Annotated in this window: 13 protein-coding genes, 1 pseudogene and 1 riboswitch; of the genes and pseudogenes, 8 read left to right on the forward strand and 6 right to left on the reverse strand. The window is 71.8% G+C overall.

Going from position 1 to position 14,552, the window contains the following annotated elements; all coding sequences use genetic code 11:
* Nucleotides 1-260: 260 nt before the first annotated feature.
* The 3 genes from ACZ5WC_RS09455 to ACZ5WC_RS09465 all read left to right on the forward strand — a co-directional run bounded on the left by ACZ5WC_RS09455 (nucleotide 261) and on the right by ACZ5WC_RS09465 (nucleotide 2,189).
* On the forward strand, nucleotides 261-1,418 hold the full coding sequence (locus ACZ5WC_RS09455) for an ALF repeat-containing protein (protein ID WP_468540249.1): 1,158 nt from the start codon (nucleotides 261-263) through the stop codon (nucleotides 1,416-1,418).
* A 254-nt stretch (nucleotides 1,419-1,672) separates the two neighbouring features.
* On the forward strand, nucleotides 1,673-1,795 hold the full coding sequence (locus tag ACZ5WC_RS09460) for a hypothetical protein (protein WP_468540250.1): 123 nt from the start codon (nucleotides 1,673-1,675) through the stop codon (nucleotides 1,793-1,795).
* A 202-nt stretch (nucleotides 1,796-1,997) separates the two neighbouring features.
* Nucleotides 1,998-2,189 (forward strand): hypothetical protein, encoded by a 192-nt coding sequence (locus ACZ5WC_RS09465; protein WP_468540251.1) that lies wholly within the window; start codon nucleotides 1,998-2,000, stop codon nucleotides 2,187-2,189.
* Nucleotides 2,190-2,586: 397 nt separating this feature from the next.
* On the opposite strand, the pseudogene ACZ5WC_RS09470 reads toward ACZ5WC_RS09465, so the two are convergent.
* A pseudogene (locus tag ACZ5WC_RS09470) lies at nucleotides 2,587-2,859 on the reverse strand (WXG100 family type VII secretion target); the annotation flags it as partial.
* A gap of 463 nt (nucleotides 2,860-3,322) precedes the next feature.
* A riboswitch (cobalamin riboswitch) is annotated at nucleotides 3,323-3,511 on the forward strand.
* Between the two features lie 228 nt (nucleotides 3,512-3,739).
* On the opposite strand from ACZ5WC_RS09470, the gene ACZ5WC_RS09475 reads away from it, so the two are divergent.
* Genes ACZ5WC_RS09475 through ACZ5WC_RS09495 form a run of 5 tightly spaced genes read left to right on the forward strand, consistent with a single transcriptional unit; the run spans nucleotide 3,740 to nucleotide 8,400 of the window.
* Nucleotides 3,740-4,975, forward strand: coding sequence for an ABC transporter substrate-binding protein (locus ACZ5WC_RS09475; RefSeq protein ID WP_468540252.1), 1,236 nt, complete (start codon nucleotides 3,740-3,742; stop codon nucleotides 4,973-4,975).
* A complete protein-coding gene (locus ACZ5WC_RS09480; protein ID WP_468540253.1) occupies nucleotides 4,972-6,063 on the forward strand; it encodes a FecCD family ABC transporter permease in 1,092 nt (363 codons plus the stop codon). Before ACZ5WC_RS09475 ends, ACZ5WC_RS09480 begins: the two co-directional genes overlap by 4 nt.
* Nucleotides 6,060-7,130, forward strand: a complete 1,071-nt coding sequence (locus ACZ5WC_RS09485) for an ABC transporter ATP-binding protein (RefSeq protein ID WP_468540254.1) — start codon at nucleotides 6,060-6,062, stop codon at nucleotides 7,128-7,130. The genes ACZ5WC_RS09480 and ACZ5WC_RS09485 overlap by 4 nt, the downstream gene beginning before the upstream one ends.
* On the forward strand, nucleotides 7,124-7,843 hold the full coding sequence (locus ACZ5WC_RS09490; RefSeq protein ID WP_468540255.1) for a (2Fe-2S)-binding protein: 720 nt from the start codon (nucleotides 7,124-7,126) through the stop codon (nucleotides 7,841-7,843). The genes ACZ5WC_RS09485 and ACZ5WC_RS09490 overlap by 7 nt, the downstream gene beginning before the upstream one ends.
* On the forward strand, nucleotides 7,840-8,400 hold the full coding sequence (locus tag ACZ5WC_RS09495; RefSeq protein ID WP_468540256.1) for a DUF7676 family protein: 561 nt from the start codon (nucleotides 7,840-7,842) through the stop codon (nucleotides 8,398-8,400). The genes ACZ5WC_RS09490 and ACZ5WC_RS09495 overlap by 4 nt, the downstream gene beginning before the upstream one ends.
* Nucleotides 8,401-8,603: 203 nt before the next feature.
* On the opposite strand, the gene ACZ5WC_RS09500 is transcribed toward ACZ5WC_RS09495, so the two are convergent.
* From ACZ5WC_RS09500 to murJ, 5 genes are all read right to left on the reverse strand, one after another.
* Nucleotides 8,604-9,929, reverse strand: a complete 1,326-nt coding sequence (locus ACZ5WC_RS09500) for a sensor histidine kinase (protein WP_468540257.1) — start codon at nucleotides 9,927-9,929, stop codon at nucleotides 8,604-8,606.
* A gap of 79 nt (nucleotides 9,930-10,008) precedes the next feature.
* On the reverse strand, nucleotides 10,009-10,680 hold the full coding sequence (locus ACZ5WC_RS09505; protein ID WP_468540258.1) for a hypothetical protein: 672 nt from the start codon (nucleotides 10,678-10,680) through the stop codon (nucleotides 10,009-10,011).
* Nucleotides 10,677-12,200 (reverse strand): ATP-binding protein, encoded by a 1,524-nt coding sequence (locus tag ACZ5WC_RS09510; protein ID WP_468540259.1) that lies wholly within the window; start codon nucleotides 12,198-12,200, stop codon nucleotides 10,677-10,679. Before ACZ5WC_RS09510 ends, ACZ5WC_RS09505 begins: the two co-directional genes overlap by 4 nt.
* Complete coding sequence (locus tag ACZ5WC_RS09515) at nucleotides 12,197-12,880, reverse strand: response regulator (protein WP_468540260.1); 684 nt, start codon at nucleotides 12,878-12,880, stop codon at nucleotides 12,197-12,199. Before ACZ5WC_RS09515 ends, ACZ5WC_RS09510 begins: the two co-directional genes overlap by 4 nt.
* A gap of 23 nt (nucleotides 12,881-12,903) precedes the next feature.
* On the reverse strand, nucleotides 12,904-14,496 hold the full coding sequence (gene murJ, locus ACZ5WC_RS09520; protein WP_468540540.1) for a murein biosynthesis integral membrane protein MurJ: 1,593 nt from the start codon (nucleotides 14,494-14,496) through the stop codon (nucleotides 12,904-12,906).
* Between the last annotated feature and the right edge of the window lie 56 nt (nucleotides 14,497-14,552).

The following is a 14,552-nucleotide window of genomic DNA, read 5'->3' on the forward strand; positions in this document are numbered from 1 at the left end:
GCCGCACCGCCTCGTACCGGTCGCGAAAAGGGATGCCGTCCGACCGGCCTGTCGCAAGTACGGTTCAGTCCAGGCCGATACGGATCAGGCGGGCATCTGTCATGCAAAGGTCGGGGTACACGAAGGCGGAACGAATCAACCGATACGAAGGAAAGCGTCCGGCCTCTACAACCTTTTGCGGCGGTGAATAGTCTTTGCGACGCAAAGACTATTTCCTTCAGGGGGTATTTTCCGTGAAGTTGTCCCGGATCGCCGCAGCTGTGACCACCGCTGCCCTGGCTCCGGCCGTCCTCCTCGCGTCGCCGGCGTTCGCCGACACGAACCAGGCCGCCGCGTCCACCACCAACCCGCCGGCTCCGACCGCCCCCGACCGCGAGGCCGCGGACGATTCCGACAAGGACCAGGCGGAGCAGGACCGCAAGACCATCCTCGCGATCATCGCCGACCCGATGGCCAGCGAGTACATGAAGAAGGCCGGCCACAAGGCCATCGCCGACGGCCCCGCGGCCATGCGCACGTTCATCGAGACCGACCAGCACAGCATCCGTCTCGACGACTACCGGATCGCCATCGGGAAGCTCCTGCACTCCGCGGGCCCCCACCTGGAGGAAGGAATCAAGGCCTTCCTGAAGACCGACGGGCGGACCTTGGCAGACCTCCGCCACTTCTACGAGGTCACCCAGCACGAGCTTCGCGACACCGACAACAGGATCGAGATCGCCCGCCTGGTCAACAACGCCGGTCCCGCGCTGAAGGAAGCCGCCAAGAAGGCCCTTCTGGGCACTCCGGCGGACCGCATCGCCTTCCTGGAGAAGGGCCGCCACCTCGCGCAGGCCGAGGACGACCGGGTCGAGCTCGCCCGGATCGACGAGGGCTGGGACGGCCCCATCCTCAGCGAAGCGATCAGCAAGCTCCTGAACGGCTCCCCGACCCCGGCCGAGCTTCGCCATTTCCTGGAGGTGACGCAGCACGAGCTGCGGGACCAGGACAACCGCGTAGAGATAGCCCAGATCATCGACGGGGGCGGCCCCGAGCTCGTCAAGGCCGGCCGTGCCGCTCTGGCGGGCACCCCCGCCGACCGTGCCGCGTTCCTGCTCACCGGTCAGCACGAAGCCCGGAAGAAGGACGAAAAGGCCCAGCAGGAGAAGGACGAGCACGACGACAAGAAGGACGACAAGAACGACGGTCAGAAGGACCAGGACGGTTCCGGTGCCGACACCGGGAGCGACAACAAGAAGGACACGGGAACGGGCGCCGGCAACACAGCCGTGACCCCGCAGAGCGGCAGCGGCACTCAGCTGGCCTCCACCGGCGCGGGCGTCACGCCCCTGATCGCGGGAGGCGCGGGCACCGCGCTCGTTGCCGGGGCGGGCTTGCTGCTCGCCGCCCGGATGCGCCGCCAGGCCTCCGGCAACTGACCGCCCGCAACCCCAACGCACAAGGGCCGGCCGTGTCACGGACACGGTCGGCTCGGATCGACGATGACGTATCGAGGATGGCGCGGGGAGTCTCCCTGCCCGCTGCCGCCGCCGAGCCGCGGCCGCCGACCCTCAGAGTCATCACGGGCCGGTCCGTCGAACCAACGCACGCTTCGGCCACCCAACTTGCCAACGCTGGTGTAAGGCACCGTGGTCGGCGGACCGCTCCCCTGAAGGGGCTGGGGACGCGGCTCATGGACGCGGAACACGCGGGGCTGGCCGTCGCGGACCAGGCCGGTGACGACCGGGCGCGCGACGAACTGATCGCCGCCTACCTGCCGTTGAAACGCTCACCACGCTCGACGGCCTGCACCTGACCGAATGGATCACCGAGCCGACGGCAGTCGGCCTTCCCGGCATCGGCGTCTTCGCGGCCGGACTCCCAGGCGACTTCGACGCGGATGACACCGCCGGATCCGCCACCGACTGGAAGTCCGCTCCCATCGAAGGCGCAGTTGACCGGATCACTCTTTCCGAATCAGCGGTGTCAGCCGTGTACTTGTGCATCACGTCGAGGTAGTGACGGTCTCGGTGAGGCACATGATTGTCCCGGCCCGGGAGGCTGAAGACCGCGTAGACGTCGGCGGGCCGAGTGAGGATGCTGGACTGCTGGCCGAAGGTGAGTTTGTCGTTGACGTGATGCTCACAGCCTGCGGTGTCCAGGGCGGTGAGCAGCTCCTCGCGGAGCACAGTGGCCTCGAACGACTCTGATTCGGGCAGGACGAGAGCGGGAAGGTTCGCTGTCGAACCGGGCCAGAGGTGGATCCAGATTCCGCTGACCGACCGCTTGGTGACGTCCAGCTTGAGCCCGCCCCAGGAGTACGGGTAGCCGTCGATGTCGGGCCCCTTCATGATATGGGCAGGGTGCGGCCGCCCCGGGCCGAGGATGTCCTCGGCCTTGGCCAGGGGCATTCCGCAGTGAAGCGGACCGATTCGGCCGGTTCGAGCGAAGTCGACAAGCATGTTCATCAAGGTCACGGCAGTGACTGTGTCACCCTCCCGGACCTGTGCGCACTCCGATATCAGCGCCGTGCGGAGCCCGTCCCGCCCCCCGGACGTCGACGAGCGGCAGAAGCCGGGCCGCCATCGGCACGTCCGCTTATAAGAGATCCGAGAACCCGTCCCGGCTGAACCGCATGGCCTGTTCACGTGCCTGGATCACCAGGCGGATACGTACGGCGTCCTCGGCCGCGCCGCGGTGGAGGTCCCGATAGGCCTGGGCGGCCGGGCCCCGCCAGCCCGCCTCGATCCGGTCGACGACCACGTCCATGCGCTTGACCTGTTTGTCCAAGTAGTCCTGCATACCGCCGAGGTCATCGGCGAGGTCCGTCAGCCGGTCCGTCTTCACTCGAAGGCGTGGCTGTTCGCCTGCGCCGCTCATCGCATCCCCCGGTCCGCGTCTCTCGACGTCGCTTCGTCGCAGCCTGCTTCGGCTGTCTTGCATCCTGACTTCCGGCCGGACGGTGACGGCGGCTGCCCGGAACGCGATGAGCACGCTCGCCGCCGAACCGGGCATCGGCCGACGCGGGCTCGTCGGCCGAGACAGCAACCCCGGCGACTGGCCACGGGGACGGGCACGGCCGAACTCCGGGACAGTCAGGGTTCGGGGAGGTCCGGACTGAACGACTCACAGCATCACATACGTCCAGTTCAGACAGTGCACGAGGAGACCGGGAGCCGCAGATTCCCTTTCCTGGAGCGGGAGTTCCCCAACTGATCACCCGCACCACGGCCAAGGCGGCCCAGGTCAGCGACCCGGGTTTCGCGCGCCCCGTCCCGCCGTCGCGGGACACCTCAGGGCGACGCCCTCTGTGGCTGGTCGCACAGATGTGGGTCTGGCGTGGTCGTGGCCGGTTCTGCGATGCTTCCGTCCGACAAGCGACGGCGGAACGAGGAAGCCGGTGAGATTCCGGCACGGTACCGCCACTGTGTAGGGGGAGCGAATCCGCCATGGCCACCGCCCCATCCGGGGTGGGAAGGCCGGAGGAGCATTGATCCCGAGTCAGGAGACTCACGCCGTCGCACCTCGATGTACGGGGCGGATTTCCCCAGGAGAGGCGGTGGCACCCGTGTGCCTGCGTACCCAAGGCGGCAGCTCTGTGCTGCCCGTGGCCCTGCGGGGCCGACCTGCCCGGCTTCACGCGCGGACCCGTTTCCTCAGGTTCTGACGACTCCTTCCTCAGCGGGTCCCTTCCCGTACGCCGTACCACGCGCCCCGGAGTGCCGGTGCGCGCTGCCCACACGTGCCACCAGGAGTCACCTTGTCCGTACGATCCGCCATGCCCGGCCGCCGTCAGGCCGCCGCGGCCGCCTTCCTCGCTGTCGCCCTCACGCTCACCGCGTGCGGCGGCGACACCGGCCCGCCCGCCGACGCCGAGGCCCGGTCCGGTGGTGAGGGCTGTATCAAGGACTTCGACCCGGGCAAGGACTACTTCCCGGTCAAGTCGACGGTGAAGCACGCGGAGAACTTCACGCTCCGGTACGAGAAGAGCTACCAGGTCCTCACCGTCAACGAGCCCTATCCCAAGGGCAAGCCGGAGTCGTACGTGCTGGTGAAGTGCGGTGCGCCGACACCGGAGCTGACCGGTGAGCTGGCATCCGCACAGCAGGTCACCGTTCCGGTCAAGAGCCTGTACTCCGCCTCCACCACCCACCTGCCGCTGCTCACCGAGACCGGCACCCTGGACGCCCTGACGGGCGTCGCGAGCGCCGCGAACATCTCCTCGGCCCAGGTGATCGAGCGGGTGAAGGCGGGCAAGGTCACCGAGTACGCCAAGGACCGCACCCTCAACGCCGAGACGGTCATCGGCGCGAAGCCCGACGTGCTGATGACCCAGGGCACCGACGACCCGCAGTATCCCAAGCTGCGTCAGGCCGGTATCGCCGTGGTCGCCAACGCCGAGTGGCTGGAGTCCAGTCCGCTCGGCCGCGCCGAGTGGGTCAAGGCGATGGCCGCGCTCACCGGAGCGGAGAAACGCGCCGGCGAGGTGTTCGACACCATCGAGGGCGACTACCGGAAGGTCGCCGAGAAGGGCGCGATGGCGGTCGCGGCGGGCAAGCCCGTCGAGGTGCTGCCGGGCACGATGCACCAGGGCACCTGGTACATGCCCGCCGGCGGGAGTTACGCCGCCCGGCTGATCAAGGACGCGGGCGGCACCTACCCCTGGGCCGGTGAGGCGGGAACCGGCAACGTGCAGCTGAACTTCGAGGCGGTGTACGCCAAGGGCGGCGAGGCGCCGGTCTGGATCGCCGACCAGAAGTGGAAGTCCACCGCCGACGCGGTCAAGGCCGACAGCCGTTACGGGCAGCTGAAGGCCCTCTCCGACGGTGCGGTCTGGACGAACACGAAGGCGCTGGGCCCGAGCGGTGGCAACGACTACTTCGAACGCGGTGTGCTGCGCCCGGACCTGGTCCTCGCCGACCTCTTCGCGCTGATCCACCCGGACCGGGCGAAGGACCACACCTTCACCTTCTACACGCGGGTGCCCAAGGCATGACCACATGCACGGCAACCGCTCCGGAAGCCCCGCCGGCGGTACGGCCAGGGCGGCGGCGCCTCGCCGTCGTCCTGGCCCTCGGGGCGGGTACCGCCGCGCTGTTCGTCCTCACCATCGCGACCGGCTCCCATCCGGTGCCGGTGGCGGAGGTGGTGCGGGTCCTGTTCGGCGGCACCGCCGAGGACCCGCGGTGGACGGTGATCGTCGAGCAGGTCCGGCTGCCGCGCGCGCTGACCGCCACCGCCGTCGGCGCCGCCCTCGCGGTGGCGGGCGTGCAGATGCAGACCCTGTTCCGCAACGCGCTGGCCGACCCGTTCTCCCTCGGGGTGAGTTCGGGCGCCAGCATGGGTGTCGCCGCCGTGGTCGTCGGCACCGGCGGGGTCGCCGGGAGCTTCACCGGGAACCTGGCCGGGCTGGGGCGCGTCGGTGTCGTACTGGCCGCCTCGCTCGGCGCTGCCGCCGTGCTGGCCCTCGTCCTGCTCCTCTCCCGTTGGGTGCGGTCGGCCGTCACCCTGCTCGTCATCGGCGTCATGATCGGCTCGGCGGCCACCGCGGTGGTCGGCGTGATGCTCGTCTACGCCCGGCCCGAACGCGCCCAGCAGTTCGTCATGTGGGGCCTGGGCAGCTTCAGCGCCACGACCTGGCCCGACCTCCAGGTCATGCTGCCCGTCGTCGGCGCGGGACTGCTGAGCGCACTGCTCACCGCCAAGCGGCTGAACGCCCTGCTGCTCGGCGAGGACTACGCCCGCACCATGGGGCTGAACGTACGGCGGAGCCGCGATCTGGCGCTGCTCGGCACCTCCCTGCTGGCGGGCGCGGCGACCGCGTTCTGCGGACCCGTCGCCTTCCTGGGCCTGGCCGTCCCGCATCTGACGCGGGTGGCGCTGGGGACCTCGGACCACCGGGCGCTCATCCCGGCGTCGATGCTCGCCGGAGCCTTCCTCGCCCTGGCGTGCGCCCTGCTGAGCCAGCCGCCCGGTACGGACTCCGTGCTGCCGCTCAACGCCATCACCTCACTGTTCGGCGCACCCGTCGTCATCGCGTTCCTGATCCGCAGCCGCCGCGGCGTACAAGGAGTGGCCTCGTGACCGACACCCTGACCGAACCCGTCACGGAAACGGCCGACGGACCGGACCGCCCCGGCGGCCTGGCCACCCAGGGGCTCGCCGTCGGCTACCGCACCCGGTCACCGCGTCGGCGGGGAGCGGGCCGGGCCGTACTGTCGGGGCTCGACCTTCAGGCGCGGGCCGGCGAACTGACCGTACTGCTCGGGCCCAACGGCGCGGGCAAGTCCACGCTGCTGCGGACCCTGTGCGGACTCCTGCCGCCGCTCGGCGGCCGGATACGCATCGGCGGGGCGGACCTGGCGCACCAGCCGCCGGCCTCTCTCGCGCGACGGCTGGCCGTCGTCCTGACCGACCGGGTGGACCCCGGGCTGCTGTCGTCACGCGAACTGGCCGGGCTCGGCCGCCACCCGCACACCGGGTTCACCGGCCGCCTCACGGCCGCGGACCACGCGGCCGTCGAGTGGGCGCTGAAGGCGGTGGGCGCGGAGCACCTGGCGGGCCGGGCGGCCGCCGAACTCTCCGACGGCGAACGCCAGCGCGTCCTGACCGCGCGGGCGCTGGCCCAGGAGCCCGAGGTCGTCCTCCTCGACGAGCCGACCGCCTTCCTCGACGTGCCCTCACGCGTGGCGCTCACCGTGCTGCTGCGCGACCTCGCCCGGGACAAGGGCCTCACCGTCGTGGTCAGTACGCACGACCTGGAGCTGGCGCTGCGCGTGGCCGACGCCGTATGGCTCGTCGACCGCGACTCCCGCGTCCACGCGGGAGCGCCCGAGGACCTGATCCGCAGCGGAGCCGTCGCCGCCGCCTTCGACGCCGACCACCTCGCCTTCGACCCGGTCTCCGGCAGCTTCGGACTGCGCCGCACCGCGCGGGCCGCCGTAGCGGTGGATGCGGCACCCGATGTGCTCCCGCTCCTCGAACGGGCTCTGGCCCGGGAAGGACTGGCCGTCGCGGAACCGGGCGCTCCGGACGTGCTCGCGCGGGTGAGCTGCGACGGAGGGGAACGGCTCACCCTCACCGGACCGGACGGGCAGGTCGTCCGCACCCGCGGCTTCCACGAGCTGACGCGGACGGTACGGACATGGTGACCGCGGTCATCACCCCCAGCGTCCTGGCGCGGATCTCCGGCATCGGACCGTACTTCGCCGTGGCCGCTGGGGCCCGCCCTCCGGGCGACCGTTTCCGGCCGATGACCGAGCTGTACGGCGACTCGGACAGGCTGGCGGAGTGCCTGCGGGTCGTCGCCGGCCGGCTGGGCACCGACCAGCCCAGGGTGGCCGCCTCCACCCTGCACCTGGGCACCGCCTCCCGGCTCTGGTCGATCGCCCTGGCATGCGCCGCGTTCACCGGCCGCGTCCCCGATCTGGGGCCGGACCGGCTGTGGTGGCGCCTGCCCGCGTCCGGTCCTCTCGACCTGTGGCTGCCCGACCCGCGGGAGGTGGACCAGGAGCCGTTCCCGGCCCTGCGCCACACCGTCGCCGTACAGAACCTGACCGCCTGGGCCGACGCCGTACGGCGCGTGTCCGGCGTCTCACCGCACACCCTGCGCGGCAACGCCGCCTCCGCTCTGATCGGAGCCCAGCGCGTCCTGATCGCCAGGGAGCCGCACGCCCCTCACCCCGTCGCACCCCTCGTCCGCGCGCTGCTGGACCGGCCTCCGCTGGCGGGCGCCGGCACCTGCCGCCCCACCCCCGCCGGGCCGCTCGCCTTCCGCCGCCGCAGCTGCTGCCTGTACTACCGCGTGCCGGGAGCGGGCATCTGCGGCGACTGCGTCCTCAACCCCAAGGAGACGACCTCATGACCACCACCGAGCCGACCGTCATCGAGACCCCCGGCGGCGGCACCCAGCACGTCTGGCCCCTCCCGGTAGACGAGGCCACCCTCCTCGACCTCGTCACCACCGTCTTCACCGACCACTGGCAGCACATCCATTTCGGGCCCATCATCGAAGGCGCCGCCTGGGAGGTCGGCGCCCCCTGCGCCCCCACAGCCATCACCATGAACGACGGTTACGCCACCGTCGACTTCGGCGCCTGGCACTTCCACCTGTGCATCGGCGAGCACACCGGCTCCGGGCCCGAACTCGGCCGCGTCCGGCGCTGCTCCCGCGCCGAGCTCTACCGCAGCCTCGGCTCCGACGGAGCCCCCGTCAGCTGGGGAGTCCGCCTGTTCAACGGCCGCGACGAGCAGATGATGACCGTGCTGCTGCCGAACCCCTTCCTCACCGACCGCCAGGAGATCCTCGACACCCCCGACTTCACCCGGCTCACCACCTGGGACACCCTCCGCGACCGCTTCCTCGGCCTCTCGCCCGACCCCCTCGACCGCACCGGCAGGGGCTTCCGGCACAGCGGATGAGGCAGCGGCGGCCATCACGTCCACGGGCAGGACAGGGCAGGCAGGCAGACAGGGCAGGGCAGGCAGGCAGGCACTCACTACCGGACTGCGGGTGGGGGCGTTTTTGCAGGTCAGGGACGGCCCGCAGGCTCAAGTAGCGGCTGGTTCCCCTGCATGCAGCGTGTCGCCGGGCGGCCTCCACACCCGTTGAGGCACGGCAGCGGTCACACCGGCAGGCGCACCGGCAGCCGGACCGTGAGCCGCCAGTGCTCCGGGCCTTCCGGACCGGCCTCCATTTCGCCGTGCAGCAGCCGCACGCGCTCAAGGAGGCCGGGCAGGCCGTGCCCGGACGTCGGGAAGGCGCCCCGGCTCATGCCGCTCCCGGCTCCGGTCCGGTTGACCACGTCGAGCTCCAGCGAGTCCCGTGCGGTCGCCACCTTGACCCGGATCGGACCGCCCGCTCCGTGCCGCAGCGCGTTCGTCAGGCCCTCCTGGAGGATGCGGTACGCCGCCCGGGACAGCGTCCCCTGCACCTGCGCGCAGTCGCCCGACATCTCAGGCTCCACCTCCGCGCCCGCGTGCCGCATCCGGTCGAACAGCTCGGGCAGGTCGGTCAGGGCCCGGGCCGGGGCCGTTCCCGCCTTCTCCTCGCGCAGCATGCCCAGCACGTAGTCCAGATCCTCAAGGGCGGCCCGGGTCGACTGCTCGATGCTGCGCAGGGCGGCCCGGGCGGCCACCGGGTCGGCAGCGAGCACCTCGCCCGCCACGGCCGCCTGGATCGTGGCGGACGTCAGCGTGTGACCGATCGAGTCGTGCAACTCATGGGCCAGCCGGTTGCGTTCGGCCAGCGCCCGCTCGCGCTCGGCCGCCAGCGCGAGCCGCTCGGCCGACGACGGGCCCAGCAGCCTGGGCGCCAGCCACCGCAGAGCGTGCGTCACCGCCAGGCACAGGGCCGCCGCCAGCAGCAGACAGAAGAGCGACGCCGCCCAGCTCTGCCAGCCGCCCTCCGCCCGCAGCGTCCAGCCGTTCACGCTCAACCCGGCCTCGGCGCCTGCCCAACCGCCGGGAAGGAGCAGGCCCGCGATGAACAGCAGGACGCTCAGCTGCGCCCCCGCCCACCCCAGCGCCACCTGCGACAGCAGCCAGAGCGGGGTCCGCAGGCGGTCGGCGCCCGACGCCGTGGAAGAGCCGTCACCAGGCGAGCCCTTACGCCGACGCTCGACCACGGGATCCGGCAGCGGCACCCCCAGCATCCGCCGGGCGCAGGCGATCAGCACCCGCCGCGTGGTACGGGCCAGCCCGATCACCGCGACCAGTACGGACCAGACCAGCACGGTCAGAGCGAACCGCACTCCCGCTGAAGCCGATGACCACGCCATCGCCGGCAGTGCCGCGAAAGGCAGCAGGGGAAGGCTCGCCAACGCGCCGCAATAGGCGAACAGGGCACCCGCGTACGTGGAGCCGCGCAGCAGCGACCGGATTCCTCTGATCATGGTCAGGCAAGTATGGCCGGACGGCCCGACGGTGCGCTGCCCGGCCGTGATCGACACGGCGAGCTCCCGAAAGCCAGGCCGTCACGACCCGGGCATGAAGATCTCATGTCCTGGCCGGCAGGGCCGGAACCGGACGTCACGGGGAAACCGTGGGCCCGCTTCCCGTGCTTCCGGTGCTTCCCGGGCTTCCGGTGCTTCCCGTGCTTCCCGGGGTGAGGTCGCAGGTGGTGGAGCTCGACGCCCCGTCCTGGCCCTTCAGCTCCACGACGATCCGGCCGTCGGCGGCCTGGCTGTAGGCGGTCGTGCAGGTCAACTGGCGTACGGCGGTGGCGTCCAGGGGTTTCAGGGGGAAGGGGAGGTGGATGGTGATCCTGCCGTCCGACGAGGGCCCCACCCCTACCTTCGCGCCGGGGCGGAGGGCCGGCAGGGAAGTCGTCAGGCCCGCGGCCCGGTCCTGCTTCGCCGGTCCGGCGAGGAGAGTCCGGAGGACCTTCTCCGTCGGTGCCGGTCCGGGGTCGCCCTCGGAACCCGGGGCGTCGGTGCCCCCCTCGGAGTACTCGCCGCCGAAGCCCCTCGCGGGCTCCGTCGTCCGGATCACGGGGTTCACCCCTCCGTGGGGGGCGCGGAAGAAGAGCAGCATCTCGGTCTCGCGGATGAAGAACGCCTCGACCGTCGCGGGGCCGCCCGCCTCGACGACGCCGGTCCCCTGGATGCCGCACCCGCCCAGCAGCAGCGGCACCGCTATCGCGACGGCAACGGCGGCCGCGCGTCGGGGATGCCTGCGTCGAAACGGCCGTGCGCCGATCATCCGGACCTCTCCTCGCCTCGGAGCGCGGTCTCCGCGTGCAGCGGGATCTCGACGGTGAAGACGGCGCCGCCGCCGGGGGCGTTCCCCGCGCGGATGGTTCCCCCGTGCAGCCGTACGTTCTCCTGGGTGATCGCCAGCCCCAGGCCGCTGCCCGCCGAGCGGGTACGGGCCGCGTCGGCCTTGTAGAAGCGGTCGAAGATGTACGGGAATGATTCGGGGCGGATACCGGGGCCCCGGTCCGCCACCTCGGCGATCAGCACGGGCGTTCCCGAGGGGCGTTCCCCGGTGCGCAGGCGCACGGTGACCGGCGCGCCGCCGTGCCGCAGGGCGTTGCCGACCAGGTTGGCGATCACGATGTCGAAGCGGCGCGGGTCGAGCCGGGCCCGGATGCCGACGGGGAGTTCGGCACGGACCCGGTCGTCGTCGTCCCAGTGCCGGTTCTGGAGGGTCTTGCGGATGGCCTCGGCGACGTCGACCTCGTCGGCGTTCAGCTCGGCCGCGCGGGCGTCGAAGCGGGAGATCTCCATCAGGTCCTCGACGAGCACGGCGAGCTTTCCGGTCTCCGCGCTGACCAGCCGGACCGCCCGGGCGGTGTCGGCGTCGAGGTGGTCCGCTCCCTCGTCGAGCACCTCGGTGACGGCGAGCATTCCCGCGAGAGGCGTGCGCAGTTCGTGCGAGACGTCGGAGGCGAAGCGTCGGGCTCGCGCTTCCGCCTCGCGCAACTCGTGTACAGAGTCCTCCAGTTGTCCCGCCGACTTATTGAAGGTGCGTGCCATGTCCGCCAGTTCGTCGCTCCCGCGCACCGGAATCCGCGTGTCGAGCTTGCCGCTGCCCATGCTTCGGGCCGCCTGGCTCAGCTCCCGTACCGGGCGCAGCACACTGCGCGCGGCGATCAGGCCGGGTATCAGCGCGACGGCGAGGCCGGGCAGAGCTCCGTCCCGGGCCGCTACGAGGAGGGCGTCGACGTTGAGCTGCTCGTCGGTCAACCGCATGACGGCGTACAGGACGAGTCCGCTGGGCAGCACGCTGTACGGGCCGGTCTTGAAGACGGTGGGCATGGCGATGGTCAGGTAGGGAACGCCGTCCTTCACGACCCGCTGGAAGCTGCCGTACGGGTTGTCCAGCGCGGCCCGGCGCAGTTCGGGGGTGATCACGGTGGAGACGGGGTTCTCGCCCGAGGACGCGCGGACCGAGCCGTACTCGGCGAACACCACCCACGGGCGCGGCTTGCCCCTGCGGGCGAGGTCCTGCAAGACCTCCTCGACGCCCTCCTCCTGTACGGGCAGCGCGAATCCCGTCTGCTGGACGTGCTCGCGGAACGTCGAGACCGCCGTGTCCTGGGCGGTCTGCAACAGCGCGTTGCGGGCCTCGCGGTAGGTCAGCGTGGCCGTCGTCCCGGCGCTCACCGCGGCGACCAGGAGGAAAGCGGCCAGCAGTCGGGTACGCAGGCCGAACGCCCGCACCCGCAGCCGCCGTTCGCCGCGTTCCCGGCCGTCGCCCGGTCCAGCGGTGTCGTTCACAGCGGGCCGAAGCGGTAGCCGAAGCCCCGCAGCGTCTGGACGTAGCGCGGGGTGCCGGCCTCGTCCTCGATCTTGCCCCGCAGGCGGGCGACGCACGCGTCGACCAGGCGGGCGTCGGCGTGGTAGTTGTGCTCCCAGACGTTCTCCAGCAGTTGCTGCCTGCTGAACACCTGCTCCGGGGCGGCGGACAGATGCATCAGGAGCCTGAGCTCCGACGGGGCGAGGGTGAGCGGGCGGCCCGCTTTGGTCACCGTCAGTCCGACCCGGTCGATGGTGAGTTCGCCGTACACCTCGATGGCCTGGCGGCCCGGTTGGCCGTCGTCCATGCGGCGCAGTACGGCACGGATGCGGGCCTCGATCACCTCGGTACGGGCGGGCTTGACGATGTAGTCGTCGGCACCGGCCTCCAGCCCGATGACCACGTCGAAGTCGTCACCGCGCGCGGTGAGCATGATGATCGGCAGCTGGCTGTACTCGCGGAGCCGCCGGCAGACCTGTACGCCGTTCATACCGGGCAGCATCAGGTCCAGCAGCAGCAGATCGGGGCTGAACTCGGCCAGCGCGGCGAGACCGGCTTCGCCGGTCGCGACCGCCCGCACGTCGTGGCCGCGGCGGCGCAGGCCGAGTTCGACCCCCTCGCGCACGGAAGGGTCGTCCTCGATGAGGAGCACGCGGGGCATCGGCAGTTCTCCCTCGGCGGTGGTCAGGCCCGGGCCCGGCTGCGTCGTCGGCGTACGCGCCGGAGCAGCGCGTCCAGTTCGGCGAGTCGCAGCGGACGGGCGAGCAGGGCGAAGGTGAGGGCGACGGCGGCCGCACCGGCGGCCGCGGCGGCCAGGGCTCCGGCCCGCACCGCGCCCAGGGCCGCGAAGTGGCCCAGCACGGTGGCGGGGACGGCGGCGAGCAGCAGCCGCGCGTGGGCGCCGACGGCGGCGGAACGCAGAAGCCGCGGGCGTGGAACGGCCGACGGCCCGGGCGGGGCCGCGGCGGTGAGCCTGCGGCTCAGGACCCGGGCGGTCACCGCCCAGCCCGCGCACAGCGCCAGGGAGTACGCCGCCGCCATCCCCGTAACCGCCCAGCGAGCGGGCAGCAGGTGGGCGGCGGCCACGGACAGTCCCGCGTTGAGCACCACGATCACGAGGTTGAGCAGGAACGGCGTACGAGTGTCGGAGAGCGCGTAGAAGGCGCGGGACAGCACGTACTGGCCCGAGAGGGCGATGAGCCCCGGCGCGAAGGCCATCAGGATTCCCGCCATCGCGGCCGTGTCGTCGGCGCTGGTCCTGCCGTACCCGTAGACGAGAGCCATCACCGGGTGGGCGAGGGCGAGCAGCGCGCAGGCGGCGGGTACGACGGCGGAGGCGCAGACCCGCAGCGCGTGGGAGACGTCGCGCCGTACGGCGGCGGTGTCCCCGTCGGCGGCGGCCGCGCTCATCCGGGGCATCAGGGCGGTCACCACGGAGACGGTGACGATGCCGTGCGGGACGACCCACAGGACGTACGCGTTGTTGTATACGCCGAAGCCGGGGGCGCCCTCGCTCCCCGCGGCCGTGGCCAGCCGGGTGGTGACCCAGTACGCGGCCTGGTTGGCCAGGACCAGCAGCACCAGCCAGCCGGCCGACCGCAGGGGGCGGGTCAGACCGCTGCCACGCCAGTCGAAGCGGGGCCGCCAGCGGAAGCGGGCCGCGCGCAGTGCCGGGACGAGGGCGAGTGCCTGGACGGCGATACCGGCCGTCGTGCCCCAGCCGAGCACGGCGGTCTCGGTCGCGGTGAGCGTGTCCCCGCCCCCCATGGCCAGGGCCAGGTACAGCCCGAACACGGTCATGACGACGATGTTGTTCAGGACCGGCGCCCACATCATCGCGCCGAACCGGCCGCGTGCGTTCAGGACCTGTCCGAGCAGCGTGAACAGTCCGAGGAAGAAGATCTGGGGCAGGCAGTAGCGGGCCAGCGCGGTCGTCATGGCGGCCTGCTGGCCGGTGTAGCCGGTGTACGCGTCGATGATCGCGGGGGCCGCCCATACCGCGGTCGCGGTGAGGGCCAGCAGGGCGAGGACGCAGACGGTGATGAGCCGGTCGGTGTACGCGGCGCCCCCGTCGGCGTGCTGCTTGGCGGCCTTGACCAGCTCGGGCACGAAGACGGCGTTCAGCGCGCCGCCCAGGAGCAGCATGTAGACGATGGTGGGCAGGGCGTTGCCGACCGCGTAGGCGTCGGCGGTCGGCCCGATGGTCCCCAGCGCCGCCGCGACCACGGCGGAACGGGCGAAACCGGTGGCCCGGGCGACGACGGAACCGGCGGCCATGACGGCGCTGCCGCGTGCGGCGGAGGACTCCGTCCTCGTCGCCGCGGTCGTCGCTT

The sequence above is a fragment of the Streptomyces sp. NPDC033165 genome (assembly GCF_055577965.1).

What these genes read in the sequence shown, in the direction of transcription:
- ACZ5WC_RS09515 (WP_468540260.1), bottom strand. Translation starts at nt 12,880, where the DNA reads ATGCCCCGCGTGCTCCTCATCGAGGACGACCCTTCCGTGCGCGAGGGG.
- murJ (WP_468540540.1), bottom strand. Translation starts at nt 14,496, where the DNA reads ATGGCCGCCGGTTCCGTCGTCGCCCGGGCCACCGGTTTCGCCCGTTCC.
- ACZ5WC_RS09490 (WP_468540255.1), top strand. Translation starts at nt 7,124, where the DNA reads ATGGTGACCGCGGTCATCACCCCCAGCGTCCTGGCGCGGATCTCCGGC.
- ACZ5WC_RS09480 (WP_468540253.1), top strand. Translation starts at nt 4,972, where the DNA reads ATGACCACATGCACGGCAACCGCTCCGGAAGCCCCGCCGGCGGTACGG.
- ACZ5WC_RS09460 (WP_468540250.1), top strand. Translation starts at nt 1,673, where the DNA reads ATGGACGCGGAACACGCGGGGCTGGCCGTCGCGGACCAGGCCGGTGAC.
- ACZ5WC_RS09505 (WP_468540258.1), bottom strand. Translation starts at nt 10,680, where the DNA reads ATGATCGGCGCACGGCCGTTTCGACGCAGGCATCCCCGACGCGCGGCC.
- ACZ5WC_RS09495 (WP_468540256.1), top strand. Translation starts at nt 7,840, where the DNA reads ATGACCACCACCGAGCCGACCGTCATCGAGACCCCCGGCGGCGGCACC.